The organism is Methylobacterium sp. J-077 (assembly GCF_022829365.1).
GTDB lineage: Bacteria > Pseudomonadota > Alphaproteobacteria > Rhizobiales > Beijerinckiaceae > Methylobacterium.
The window spans coordinates 61,114-74,236 of sequence record NZ_JAKSYJ010000083.1; the positions used below are offsets into that span (position 1 = coordinate 61,114).

Annotated in this window: 11 protein-coding genes; 5 read left to right on the top strand and 6 right to left on the bottom strand. The window is 68.0% G+C overall.

The features are described from left to right. Genes MKL11_RS06170 through MKL11_RS06185 form a run of 4 tightly spaced genes read left to right on the top strand, consistent with a single transcriptional unit; the run spans position 1 to position 4,775 of the window. Complete coding sequence (locus tag MKL11_RS06170; RefSeq protein WP_243941282.1) at positions 1-1,233, top strand: MotB family protein; 1,233 nt, start codon at positions 1-3, stop codon at positions 1,231-1,233. Continuing rightward, entirely contained in the window at positions 1,230-2,510 is a 1,281-nt protein-coding gene (locus MKL11_RS06175; protein WP_243941284.1) for a chemotaxis protein, read from the top strand. Before MKL11_RS06170 ends, MKL11_RS06175 begins: the two co-directional genes overlap by 4 nt. Next, positions 2,507-4,270: a flagellar hook-length control protein FliK gene (locus tag MKL11_RS33380; protein ID WP_243941286.1), complete on the top strand. Its 1,764-nt coding sequence runs from the start codon at positions 2,507-2,509 to the stop codon at positions 4,268-4,270. The genes MKL11_RS06175 and MKL11_RS33380 overlap by 4 nt, the downstream gene beginning before the upstream one ends. After that, positions 4,230-4,775, top strand: a complete 546-nt coding sequence (locus MKL11_RS06185) for a transglycosylase SLT domain-containing protein (RefSeq protein WP_243941288.1) — start codon at positions 4,230-4,232, stop codon at positions 4,773-4,775. Before MKL11_RS33380 ends, MKL11_RS06185 begins: the two co-directional genes overlap by 41 nt. A gap of 388 nt (positions 4,776-5,163) precedes the next feature. On the opposite strand, the gene MKL11_RS06190 is transcribed toward MKL11_RS06185, so the two are convergent. From MKL11_RS06190 to MKL11_RS06205, 4 genes are all read right to left on the bottom strand, one after another. Next, positions 5,164-5,580, bottom strand: coding sequence for a hypothetical protein (locus tag MKL11_RS06190; RefSeq protein WP_243941290.1), 417 nt, complete (start codon positions 5,578-5,580; stop codon positions 5,164-5,166). Between the two features lie 258 nt (positions 5,581-5,838). Further along, positions 5,839-6,003 carry a hypothetical protein gene (locus tag MKL11_RS06195; protein ID WP_243941292.1) on the bottom strand — a complete coding sequence of 55 codons (165 nt, stop codon included), beginning with the start codon at positions 6,001-6,003 and terminating at the stop codon, positions 5,839-5,841. Positions 6,004-6,257: 254 nt separating this feature from the next. After that, positions 6,258-6,848 (bottom strand): cell wall hydrolase, encoded by a 591-nt coding sequence (locus tag MKL11_RS06200; RefSeq protein ID WP_243941295.1) that lies wholly within the window; start codon positions 6,846-6,848, stop codon positions 6,258-6,260. A 543-nt stretch (positions 6,849-7,391) separates the two neighbouring features. After that, on the bottom strand, positions 7,392-7,718 hold the full coding sequence (locus tag MKL11_RS06205) for a DMT family transporter (protein WP_243941298.1): 327 nt from the start codon (positions 7,716-7,718) through the stop codon (positions 7,392-7,394). A gap of 329 nt (positions 7,719-8,047) precedes the next feature. Here MKL11_RS06205 and MKL11_RS06210 point away from each other — a divergent pair, with 329 nt between their 5' ends. Beyond that, positions 8,048-9,277: a serine hydrolase domain-containing protein gene (locus tag MKL11_RS06210; protein WP_243941300.1), complete on the top strand. Its 1,230-nt coding sequence runs from the start codon at positions 8,048-8,050 to the stop codon at positions 9,275-9,277. Between the two features lie 44 nt (positions 9,278-9,321). On the opposite strand, the gene MKL11_RS06215 is transcribed toward MKL11_RS06210, so the two are convergent. Together MKL11_RS06215 and MKL11_RS06220 are read right to left on the bottom strand one after the other, a co-directional pair. Then, complete coding sequence (locus MKL11_RS06215; RefSeq protein ID WP_243941301.1) at positions 9,322-10,716, bottom strand: DUF4105 domain-containing protein; 1,395 nt, start codon at positions 10,714-10,716, stop codon at positions 9,322-9,324. Positions 10,717-10,928: 212 nt separating this feature from the next. Then, positions 10,929-12,668: a hypothetical protein gene (locus MKL11_RS06220; protein ID WP_243941303.1), complete on the bottom strand. Its 1,740-nt coding sequence runs from the start codon at positions 12,666-12,668 to the stop codon at positions 10,929-10,931. Positions 12,669-13,123 lie beyond the last annotated feature (455 nt).

The window sequence follows — 13,123 nt, forward strand, 5'->3', positions numbered from 1 at the left end:
ATGGCCGACGAGAAGACCGAGATCATCATCGTCCGCCGGGGGCCGGAGGAGGATGGGGAGCACCACGGGGGCGTTTGGAAGATCGCGTTGGCGGACTTCATGACCGCCATGATGGCGCTATTCCTCGTCCTGTGGCTGATCCGAGCCACGAACGAGGAGACGAAGACCAGTATCGCGAATTACTTCAATCCGATCAGCCTATCCGAGGCCCTGCCGACGCGGAAGGGGCTGACCGATGCCCAGCCCAACACCGCCGATCCGAGGGAGGGCGACACGGCGAATCAAGCGGAAGCCGGCGCGGGCCAGAGCGACAAGGGCAGCCCCTTGCCGCCGGGCTCGACACCTCGGGAGCGGGAGCTGTTCCAGGATCCTTACGCGGTGCTGGCGGCCCTTGCCGCCGAAGCCGAGCCCGACAAGCCTCAGAGCGCGACGATCGGCGATGTCGGCGAAGCAGGACGGCGGGGCGGGGACGCCGCGCGCGATCCGTTCGATCCGCTGTACTGGCAGGTGATCACCCTCTCGCCCGCGAAGACGGACCGGTCCGCGCCCACGGGGATCACGCCGCTGCCGTCCCGGACCCAGCCTGACGCACGCGGCGCGGGACGCACCTCCTCGACCGCGCCCGAGAGCGCCGGGACCAAGGACACCACCAAGGACGCGAAGGACGCCAAGGCGCCGGTGAACGGGCCGGAAGCGGGCCAGGCTCCGATCCAAACCCAATCGGCCGCGCAAACACCGGCGCAGCCCTCGGCTCAAACCGCCGCGCAGGCCGACCAAGCCGCGCTGAAGGCGGAGATCACCACGATCTTCGCCCCCTCCGCGTCGGGCGCGTCCGGGCCGCATGTCGAGGTCCAGGGAACGCCGGAGGGGCTCCTGATCAACGTGACGGACGACCTGAACTTCAGCATGTTCGCGGTGGGCTCGGCCGAGCCCCGCCCCGAGATGGTGCGGGCCATGGAGCGTCTCGCGAAGGCCCTGGCCGGGCGTCCGGGCAAGATCGTCATCCGCGGCCATACCGACAGTCGCCCGTTCCGCTCCGAAGTCTACGACAATTGGCGGCTCTCGACGGCGCGCGCCCATATTGCGTCCTACATGCTGACGCGGGCCGGCGTCGATGAAGCCCGGATCGCCCGGATCGAGGGCGCCGCCGACCGGATGCCGCGGAACACTACGGATCCGAAGGCGCCCGAGAACCGCCGGATCGAGATTCTTTTGCAAGGCGCTCCGGGATGAGGTGGATCACGCAGATCGCCCTCGGCGCTCTTCTCAACCTCTGTCCGTACCCGGCTGCCGCAAACCCGGTGCCGCAGACGCCGACCGAGGCGGCTCCGCAGACGGCGCAACCTCCGGTGTCCGAGGCTTCCCCGACGGCCCCAGCCGCTGACCCGCCGGGCCGCAAGAGCGGTCCTGTCGCGTGGGTGCGCACGCTGCAATTGCTGCAGGACCGGATCGCCACAGGATCCCTGGCCGCGCACGAGAGCCAGCCCGCGCTCATGGCCCGGATCGAGGGCGACCTTCTGAAAGCGGCCCCGGAGGTCTGGACCGATCGGCACAACGTGCAGGCGGCCATCGTCTTCGCCCTGAGCGGCGGCGGCCCGGCGATCCTGCGGCGCCTGACGAATCAGGAGAGCCCTGATACGCCCGAGACGAATCTCGCGCGCGGCGCGCTGGCCTATATCGATGGCCAGGAGGCCGAGGCGAACCGCCTCCTGAGGGACGTCGACACGGCGACGCTGCCGCCGACGCTTGCCGGGGCGATCACCCTCACGCAGGCCGCCCTCACGGTGAACGAGAATCCGGTCCGCGCGATCACGCTCCTCGATCGCGTCCGGTCGCTGTTGCCGGGAACGCTCGTCGAGGAAGGCGCGCTGCGCCGCGAGATCTTCGCCCTCGGGCAAGGCGGCGACCTGAAGAAGCTCGAGGTCCTGGCGATCCAGTACCTGCGCCGCTTTCAGCACTCGATCTACGCGGGTAATTTCCGGCAGCGCTTCGCGTACCAGCTGATGCAGCTCGATTTCGGCCGGGACGAGGCCCGCTTCGCATCCTTCACCAGGATCATGAACGAACTCGCCCCCGAGAGCCGGCGGGATCTCTACCTGCTGATCGCCCGGACGGCGGTCCAAGAGGGCAAGACCAGCTCGGCCCTCATGGCGGCCGACAAGGCGCTGGTGCTCTGTGCTCCGGAGAGTCTCGAGGCGACCCAGGCCCAGCTCTACCGCGCGGCTGCCGAGATCGTGACCCTGGCGACATTCCAGACGGCCGTGCGGAAGCTGAAGGCCGTCGACAGGGCCAGGCTGCCAGCGCGCGACATCCAACTCCTCGACGCGGCTCTGTCGATGGCCGAGCAGATCGGGCGCGGGCTGGCCCGTGCCCCCGCCCCGCCGGATGCCGAGGCGTCGAAGCGTGCGCAGGCGCAGGTGGCAGCCGCGGACGATCCGGGCAGCCTGATCCCCAAGGCCGAAGCCATGATCGGCCAAGTCGACCAACTCCTTCGGAGGTCAAACCCGTGAATCCGATCTCGGCCGCGGTTCAGAATCCCGCTCCGAAGCCCGATCGCGAGGTCGCGCCGTCCAACGCGAACGGCGATACTCCGCAGCAGGCGGGGACGGGGCGCGAGAGCGCCTTCGGGTCCGTGCTGCGCGAACTCTCGGGGGCGGGTACGCCGTCGACGACCGATACCGAGGTCGTGAAGGGCAAGCCCGACGACGCGGACAGCGACGACGCTCCTCCGGCAACAGCGGCGACGGCTGCTCTGCCGACGCCTGCGCCGGCCGTCTCTGCCACGGCGATGTTGGCGAACCTCCTGAACATCGCTTTACCGCCCGCTCCCACCGCGGCCGTGGCCAAAGCCGCTGCACCGGTCCAGGATCGGTCCATTGCGGCGGTCCTCGTTCCCGCGACAGGAAGCCTGTCGATTTCGGCACCGGGTTCCACCGCAGCACCGGCCAGCGGATCTCCGTCAGGATCTGCGCCGGTCGCTATCGAGGCTCCCTCCGGGAACACGGAGCCTCTTACGCCTCAGGCGGACGCGACAGCATCCGTCGACAAGGCAGCGGGCGCGAAGGATAAGCCACTCCCAGACAGTGCTGTGCCTACGGACGGTGCGGCCCGCCCGGACATCGCCAAGGTGCCCCAGGCCATCGCGTCGAAGGTCGAGGTGCTCGGCCGCGCGGTTCATTTCAGGCCGGTCGTACCCGCTGGTGCGCCGGCGCCCGAGGCCGCGAATGCGGGCCCGATGGAACCGGCCGCCGCCGAAGCCGAAATCGGCACAGCCAATCCGCAGATCGCCCGGCCCGAAGGAGCGGCTCTGAATGCGGCGGCGGCGCTGAAGCTCGCGCCTCAGATCCGGTCCGAGCCGGATCCGCGGCACGCGGTTCATTTCAGGCCGGTCGTACCCGCTGGTGCGCCGGCGCCCGACGCCGCGAATGCGGCCCCGATGGAACCGGCCGCCGCCGAAACCGAAATCGGCATAGCCGATCCGCAGATCGCCCGGCCCGAAGGAGTGGCCATGAATGCGGCGGCGGCGCTGAAGCTCGCGCCTCAGATCCGGTCGGAGCCGGATCCGCGGCGCGCCGTCGCGGCGGCTGCCGATCGGGAGGCCGAGCCCGAGAAGCCGATGGCGATCGCACCCGCCCAGGGCCGCGCCGTCTCCGGGGTCGAGCGGGCCATCCTGGCCTCCGTCGGCGAGCGCGGGGAGGGCACCGCGTCGGCGACGGGGCCGCATGACGGGACCGGGGCGGCCGCGAGCCTGCCCGCCGGATCCCTGCCGTTGATCGCGACGGCCATCAAGGAGGAACTCGCGCGCGCGACCGCGGCTGCATCGCAGTCCCGGATCCACGCCGATCCGGCCGCCAACGCCGTCCCGGAGGGGCCGCTGCGCGTGCTCAGGATCCAGCTTCGGCCGGAGGACCTCGGGGTCGTCACCGTGGAGATGCGGCTCTCGAACGGTCAGCTGGAGACGCATCTGCGCGCCTCGCAGCCGGAGACCGCCGCGCTCCTGCACAAGGACACGGCGATCCTCACCGACCTCCTGAGTCACAGCAGCTACCAGGCCGAGGTCATCGTCGGGCAGGCCCGTCCGACCGAGGCGGGAGCGGCACCCGGCGGCTCCCAGCAGCAGGCTTCACCGTCATTCACCGACGGCGGCGCCCGACCGGGCAACGAGGGCGCCCGGCAACGGCAGCAGGAGCAGCGGCAGGCCGTCAGCAGACGCGAAGGAGAACGGACGGATGAAGCGGTACGTCCTCGTGACGGCGGCGTTTATCTCTAGCGCTGTCCCGGCTGCGGCGAATGTCTGCGAGGACGAGATGGGGCGCGCCTCCACCCGCTACGGCGTGCCGCTGGGCGTGCTCTACGCCGTCGGCCTGACGGAGACCGGCAAACGCGGCTCGCTGCAGCCCTATGCCATGAACATCGAAGGAACGGCCTATTTCGCGACGGGGCCGCGGGACGTGCTCGCCCGCTTCGCGGCGGCGCGGGGCAAGGGCGTGCGCCTGATCGATCTCGGCTGCATGCAGATCAACCACCATTACCACGGCGGCAAGTTCAGCTCGGTCGAGGCCATGATCGACCCGCACGCCAACGTCCAGTACGCGACGCAATTCCTCCGGGAACTCAAGAAGCGGGAGGGCAGCTGGACCATGGCGGTGGCTCGCTACCATGCCGGCCCGAACAACAATGCCGCGCAGAAGCAGTATATCTGCCGGGTCGTCGCCAACATGGTCGCGACGGGATTCGGCCAATGGACCCCGGCGGCGACACGGTTCTGCCAGTAATGCCCCGTCCGTCGAAGGGGATCCGCAGCCGCGCCGAATCACGTCGCCAGCCGCCAAGCCTGTGCCGGCGCCGGCTGCACGGCCCGATCCAGATACTCGCATGAGAAACGAATTCTTCAGCGCCAACAGCGAAGATTACTGAATACGCTATGCGGATGCCGCTAATTGGCCGCTCATACGTTGAGCCGAACGGCAGACGCCACCCGCCTTCCGGGGTTGGGGGAGCATCATGAACGACGCGCCAGACCCACCGGACAACCCCTTCGCGAAGACGCTGCTGCTGTTCGCCGTCACCGTCGCCGTCATCGCAATCTCGGCCTACATTCTCATCCGGATGGATTGAGTCACGTCAGCGCATCGTCCTGTATAGCGCATCGAGGACAATGCGTTACAAGCTCCGGCAGCTTCCATAGCTCACCTTGATCTCGCTGCGATCCTCCGGATTCAGCTGCGCTTCGACGAAGTTCAGCTTGTTCAAATCGATCAGAAGAAAATACACGCCGTTCTGGCATTTGATCGCGTTGCGCGGCGTACGCTCGTTCAGGCGCGGCGATGCCACCTGACATTCGTAATAATCGGAGCGCCCCGCGGAGATGACGGTCAGAAAGCCACCGCTGGCGACCAGCGAGAAGGTCCGCGGCCGTTGCGGCTGCGGCTGCGGCTTTGCACCTTCGGGGACGGGGGCTGCATCGAGCCCCACCGACACGTCCTCCGTACAGGTCATCGGGCGGCGCAACTGAGAGGCCGCCGGCGCGATGCTCAGGATGAGGACCGCGCCGGTGAGCGCTACCCTGTGGGCGATCATCGGCAGGAATTCCGCGATTCGTAGGTAGTTTCAACCGACAAGCTAAGGCGTCGTCGGGCGATGTAAACGCCGTCCCCTCCGGCGGGGGAACGGAATAACAGATTTGCCACAAATCCTGTTGTCACTTCGTCTGACATGACTGGTCAATCCGGCCCGATCGACAACATCGGCGGAGCCTGGCCCGATGCATCGGCCTTCTTCGCCCCCTGAAGCATCGTCTTTTTCCGAAAGCCGGTGACCACCTTGCGAGGCGAGGCTCTAACCGTCCGGACCGTCGGGGTTGTCGTTCGCGGCGGTTTCCGCCTCGCCTCGCAGGGCGATCTCGGCGCCGACCTCGATCAGCAGCAACCGCGACAGGAGTTGCATGGTCGACGTGCCATGCGCGAGCAGAAGCTCGTGCGCCGCGATGGCTGCCTCCACCATGCGGCTGAAACCGTCATCCTCAGACATCGTCGCGCAAGAGCCGAGTTGAATGAGAGCATACAACTTTAAGATCGAGCTTCGGTTCGCTGACGCCCGAGGAAACTGATCGCCGCCTCGCCTCGGACGCACGATACCTACCAGGCGGCCCGACATGCCCGGGCTCAGGGCGTGCGCCGGGGCAGGGACCTTCCCGGTGCCCCGCCGATCCACGACCCGATCAGGCGGGGCTGTTCGGATCGTTGGTGAGGGGCGCCCTATTGCGCCGGCGGCACCGGGCCCGCCGCATAGCTCGAGACCGTTGCGGGCAGCGCGACGGAGGCCGGCATTTCCTTCCTGGCCGCGCGCGTGTCGCGCTTCTCGTAGAAGGCGTTGCCGCCGGCCACGGCCACGTAGTGCATGTTCTTGTAGGGGAAGTGATGGCCCGCCGTGTGGAAATACATCGCCTTTCCGACCTTCGGGTGCCGCTCGCCCGCCAGCACCGCGTCGGCCGCGTCGGCGACCTTCTGAAGGTCGCGGTCCTGCATCGGCTTGGTGAGCACGCCGGGCGCGAACTGGCCGGGCTGTCCGACGACCGCGCAGATCCCGCCCGGGAAGATCGCGGCCTCCAGGCGGTTCATGACCACGGTGCCGACGGCGAGCAGGCCGCCCTCGTCGCTGCGGTTCGACTCGAAATACATGGCCCGGCCGAGGCAGTCGCGCTCTTCATCGCTGACGACCAGCGGCGGCTTGCGGTCTGGGATCGATCCTGTGGTCAGGGGTGAAGCGGTGTTGCACGCACCCAGGCCGCCGGCGAGCGCCAGGACGACCCATCTTGAAACCGTCTTCGTCCTCTCGCTACCCTGCATGCATCAGCGCTCCGTCCTCCTGCAGCCTCGTTTCGGTGCGAGACGGCCGCCCCATCGCGGCATCGCCTCCCGCCGTCGTTGTACGCGCCAAGCTTGCGTGCACGTTCGCGGCGAGGATGTGGCGAGCTGTCGTCCGCGCCTCGCGGAGGGCAGCAGCCTCCAGGCGCTGGTGGACAGCCGGGAAGGCCCGGAGCCCGATCGCTCCGGGCGAGAGGGGCGCCCGCGGCCGGTCCGCCGGCCCGGCCGGAAAACCGACGTGTCGTCAGTCCGATAGCATCGTCTCCGGGATCCACGCGGCACGGGATCCGGCACCCGCGCCCGGACGATCTCGCGGCGGGGAGGGGGCTCGGCCGAAGGCCCGGTGTCATCCGGGAGACACACCGGCCGCCAACCGGTGCCGGGGCGTTGGCACGGCCTGCGCCTTGGTTCGATGGTGGCCATGACGGTTCCCTTCGGGGATCAAAAGGAAACGCCGTGAGGGGTTTTTGCCCGATCCGACCAGTTCGCCGATGCCAACGTCCCGCGCCGGCCCAGGGAACCGGCTCAGTGCTGGCCCTGCCCGGACGCCAGGACGGCTACGCCCACCGCGATGATCGCGATCCCCACCAGCATGGTCGGGCTGATCGCCTCGCCGTACAGCCACGCGCCGCCGAGGGCTGCGCCGATCATGCCGACCCCCGACCAGATCGCGTAGACCACCCCGATCGGCAGCATGTCCATGCTGCTCGACATCAGCCACAGGGCGGTGCCGTAGCCGACGGCCACGATCAGGGTCGGTACGGGCCGCGTCAGACCGTCGGCGGCCTTCAGCGCCAGGGTGGCGGTGACCTCCGCGCCGATCGCGAGCCCGAGGATGAGGAAAGGGTTCATCGCGCGGAAGACCTTTTGTGGAGGAACGGAGCCAGTTTCAAATGAACCTCGGTTTTCAGGTCAGCATAGACGATCAGACAATGACGACAGGCTGCAGTTTGTGCGCTGCAGCAGCCTGCCATAAGATGCGGCCAGACTTCGACAATCCTTGTCCACCGAATCGATGAACATTTTTGGATCGCCGACGCCGGGCTCGCGCGGCGGAGCCCCGAATGCAACGTCCGACCTGCTTGGCCCTTCGTTAACGCCTCCTCATCATGGTCGCCGCGCGCCGAGACCCCGATCGACGGCGCCCTGACCGTGACGATCCAGAGCGACACCGATCCACCATGACCTCGTCGTCCGCGATCCCGAAGCCTTCGGCCGGCCCCCGCCCGGGGCGCCGGCGGGGCACGCGCTGGGGCGTGATCGCCGCGGCCGGCGGCGTCGTAGCGGCGGCCTGCGCCTGGACCGCCACGGCGCTGATCGACGTTCCGAATCCGGTCACCCTGGCGGCTCTGGCGGTCCTCGAGCCATCCGCGATCGGACCGTGGTTCCCCAGCCGGGTCGTGCAGGCGCCGGCACAGGCCCACGACCTGGCGTTCCGGCCGGCCCCGATCCTGGAGCGCGTCCCCTGGAAGGGGAAGCCGGTCCCGCTCGCCGCGATGCTGGCGGAGACGCATACCAACGCCTTCCTGGTGGTGCAGGACGGGGTCCTGATCCACGAATGGCAGCGCCTCGGGACCGGACCCACGACCCTGTTCCCGTCCTGGTCGGTGGCGAAGTCGATCGTGTCGCTCCTGGTCGGCGCCGCGGTGGCGGGGGGCAAGCTCGCCGAGACCGACCGGGTCTCGGCCCTGCTGCCCGAGTTGCGCCACGCCGCGGTGTTCGGCCAGATCACCGTGCGCGACCTCCTCGACATGACGAGCGGCATCGCCGTGCCGGAGAATTACGACCCGCAGCATCCGCTGACCGGCACCGCCGGGATGTACCTGACGCGCGACATCACCGCCTTCGTGCGCGACAACGCCCATCTGGCGTTCAAGCCCGGCAGCCAGGGCCGCTACCGCAGCATCGACACGGAGTTGCTCGGCCTGATCCTGGCGCGGGTCGAGGGCAAGCCCCTGGCGGACCTGCTCTCGGAGCGGATCTGGAAGCCGATGGGCGCCCAGGCCGACGCCACCTGGAACCTCGACCGGGCCGGCGGCATCGAGAAGGCGTTCTGCTGCATCAACGCCACGCCCCGCGACTTCGCCCGCTTAGGGCTTCTGGTGGCCGATCAGGGCCGCGCCGGGCAGAACCGCATCATCCCGGCCCGCTGGATCGACCGGATCGAGACGCCGGCGCGCCGGGCGGTCGATGGCTGGCAGTATTCAGCGCAGTGGTGGCACGCCCCCGGGGGCGACGACAGCGACATCTCGGCGATCGGCGTCTACGGCCAGTACGTCTACGTCAATCGCGAGACCGGCACCGTGATCGTGAAGCTCAGCGACCACGGCGCCGAGCAGGACGAGGTCGATACGCTATCGGTGATGCAGGCCATCGCGGCCGACCTCGCCGCCGGCCGCACGGCCCGCTGACCCGGGCGCGCCGCGCGCCGGAGGGCAGGGGCGCGACGACGCTCTCAGGCTTCGGTCGGACCCGCATCCGAAGCGGGCCGGCGCCGGGCGAGCTGAAACAACCGCGTCAGCGACTCGCCCCGCCCATTGCGGACGAACCGCCGGCCGACGCTCGCCCAGGCAATGGTCGTCACCGGCGCGGCCGGGTCGACCAGGGCGCTGAGCGCCCGCGTGTAGTCGAGAACCAGACCGGGGGTCCAGGTCATGGACCGGGCGCCGTTGCGCAGCAGCGCCGCGGCCCAGAATTCCGGGCTGGTCAACGCGTTGGCGAGGTTGCGCCAGGGATGCCCGTCGCGGCTGAACGCGCCCTCCGCGGCTACGTCCAGGGCGCGGGCGACCGTGGTCGAGCAGTTGCGGCTGATGAAATTGTAGGTGGTGTCCCGCCGATAGGCCTCCCAGAACGCCCGCAACCGGGCGCCGTCGACGCCGTTCAGCGTGACCGCGACCGTGGCCTCGCACCAATCCGCGACCTCCTCCCGATGGGACGGCAGGAACCGGCCGGGGACGTCGTTCTCGGGCCCGGCGCGCAGGCTCGACCGGAGGTTGGCCGGGGAGCGATCGATCTCCACCGCGGGGTAATGGCTGATGTAGAGGTCGTCCCCCTGCTCCAGGGCGGCGTGGCCGGTGGAATACCGCCCGGCCCCGTCGACGGACGCGACGTAGCGCCGGACCAGCCGCTGCGCGGCGGGCGTCGTCGCCTGGCCGGTCGGGGTCCAGACATAGACCGTCAGGCTGTCGGACGCCGCGGCGGGCGCCGCGACCGGCTCCGGGGCTAGGCGGTGCGTGCGCAGCCCCGCCAGGGCCAGCCGCGCGCCGTTGAGGATGAGAAACATCCCGATGCAGTAGCCGACGGTGCCGACATACCAAGTCGGCCAGGGCTGCAGGTGGAACAGGCCGAAGGCCACGCCCAGCGCGCCAAGCGCCACCGAGGTCCGCCATTCGGGAAACTTCAGCAGGCCGGCGAGGATGATCCGGATCGCGCCGTCGACCAGGAAGGCGGTGCCGAACAGCATCGCCAGCAGGAAGAAGCTCGTGGACGAGGCCATCATGATCAGGATCGCGGCCAGGGACAGGAACAGCCCTTTGAAGACCCGCAGCCGCCGGGCCGCCCCCGCGGCGATCAGGCCGGCGCCGAGCGAGCCGAGGCCGTCGGCGAGCAGGAGCAGGCCGAACCAGCGTTCCGGGATGTGGACCGCCCCCGCGAAGGCATCGATCGTCACGGCCACGCCCAGGAGGGCCAGAGCCACGCCCGCGGCCAGGATCAGGTGCACATGGCGGCGGACAGCCTCCCCCCCGACCAGAACCTGCCAGAGCGGTGCCATCCGGGCATTGCCCGCGCGCGACGGGCGATCCGGATCGAGGCCGTCATGCCGGTGGAGCAGGGAGGAGCGATGGGACATGACAGGTCGTCTTCGGAAGCGCGCGTGCGACCCGCACCTTCCACGAGTCGCCTGATGACTTCCTTAAAACCATTGCGGCCGCCGCGTCTCCGAGGATGGTATCCACCGGGCAAGATCGGCTCCGCCAAACCACCCGACAAGACAAAGCCCGGGATACGGCGCCGGTCTCACCCGAACCGGTCACCGCTCCCGAGCTTCGGCTCCGCTCAGATTCAGTACTTGCGCGCGAGAACCGGCGGAACGTCCGCTCCGCCCAGCCCCAGATCCGACAGCTTGTAAGAGATCTGGGCGAAGGCGCCGTAGCGATCGGTCTCGAACTTCGTCGGGCTGCCGGGGGAGAACGGGAACCTGATGCGGCCGGAACCCGTCTGCATCCGCCAGTAGCGGCCGCCGATACCGACGCTGACGGACGGCGTCAGGTCGTACGAGAGAATACCTTCGGCGAAGTAACCATCCCCGGTACCGCGTTGCGGGAGCGGGTTGATGTCGGGCCGGAGCCAATGGCGGTCGACGCCGGTCACGGCGACGACGGGTAGATAGGCGCCTTCCAGGCTGACCTTGAACCGATCGAACCGCGCCGCGCCGACGAGGCCGATGCGCAGCGCATTCCAGCGCAGGTTCTCGCTCAAAACATTGATGTCGCTCGGCACGACGTTGCGGCGCGCGCAGATCGTGCCTCCTGCGACCTGGGTGCAGCCATATCCGTTGGCCAACTCGGCGTCGTACTGGTAGCCGACGAAACCGCCCAGGCTGAAGCCGTCCCGGCGGAGCGCCGTGTAGCCGACATCGACGACGCCGTAGCTGATGTCGCCGTCTTTGATCCGCGAGAGGGTCTTCGTGTAGGGGCGTATGGCGGGCGGGAAGTCCTCGTCGTAGAGGCGGCCGGAGGTGACGCCGCCCGAACCCAGGAAGCCCTTGGCGAACAGGCCCGTCGGGTTGTGGTCGACCCGCGCGAAGCCCTCGCCGGCATGGGCCTCGGTGTTCTGATAGGTCAACCGGGAATTGACCTGTCCGGGCGTCCGTGCAGATCCAAGTGTGTAGCGCGGGCCACCGGAACTGTAGAAATAGCGCAGGCCGCCCTCGAAATCCCAGATGCCGGAGCCCGCCGGGGCGCCTGCGGGCGGCAGAACCGGAAGCCCATCGCCAAGCCGGTAATTGAGGCCGACCCGGGTCAGGAACCCGTCCGTGGTGGCGTGCGTGCCCATGCGATAACGGGTCGTATCGTCGAAGACCGCGCGGCTGCCGAGATCGTAGTACAATCCCTCGATCTTGGCCGAGAGATGCTGGCTGAACGCATATTCGAGGCCGGCGCCGACCACGTAGCCGGTGCGAAGCTCTCCCTCGCGGGCATCGTAATCATCATTGAAGCGGCCACGCAGCCTCTGCGTCGTGTCGACGCGAACGTTGCCGATCGCGAGGCCGCCGGTGGCGTAGACCAGCGTCCGGCCGGCAACGAGACCCACCTTCCCGCGCAGCGTCGCGAGATTATCCAGTCGCTGCCCGGCATGCGCGGTGCTGAACGGGTAGGCGCCCCCGCTGACGGCCGGGAAAGTCCCTTCGCGGGACCCGTAGTCCCAGAGGCGGGTGAACTGGTAATCCGCCGCGCCGCCGATCAGCAGATGGGCTCCGAACAGCCCGTTGTAGCCGATCTCGCCACCCGCGATGAACGCGCCATCGGTTCCCTTCCGGGTCTCGATGATCGGGCAGCCGACCGCGCCGCGTCTCCCGTTCGGCCCGATGCAGTCGAACCGTGTCACGCTGTCCAGGCCTCCGTATCCGGCGAACAGGCCGCTGTAGAGCCCGGCCCACGCCGGCAGACCCTCCGATTCTGCGAGATTTTTATTGATCAGATCCGCCGCATATGGACTACGTGACAGTATAATTTCGATAAATACGGCAAAAATCAATCTTTTCATCGTAAAATCCGATTTACATAGGTTGTTCAGGCTCAAATATGATCGCAACGACACCTAGCATCACGGAAATTTTTAGGCAAATTTAACGTCAACACTTTCATTCGGCGTCGAAAAATTCCGAATTCGTTCTGTTGGTTAACAATTTTCTCTCTTCGCATTCGATCGACAATGCTGGGGTGTCCTGAGAAGGGCCGGATAGCATCGGATCATGTGTTCCCCGGCTTAAACGGGCCCATTCCTTCGTCCCAAGGCTTGGATCATCCGCGAACGATCAGCACCGGCAGCGGTCGAGGAAGCGACATGTGGCGGGCGACGCACATGCGCGCTGCGTCGGCATTCGTGAATGAGCGATATGTGTCACGAGCCGAAAGATGGACAACCTCGTGTTGTGATCGTGGAGCAAAAATTGCTCAAAGACTATCCGAGGTAAACCCTGGACAATTCGCCGCATTTTCGTATTGTTAGTTGCCAATTTTGGCGGAGCATCAGCA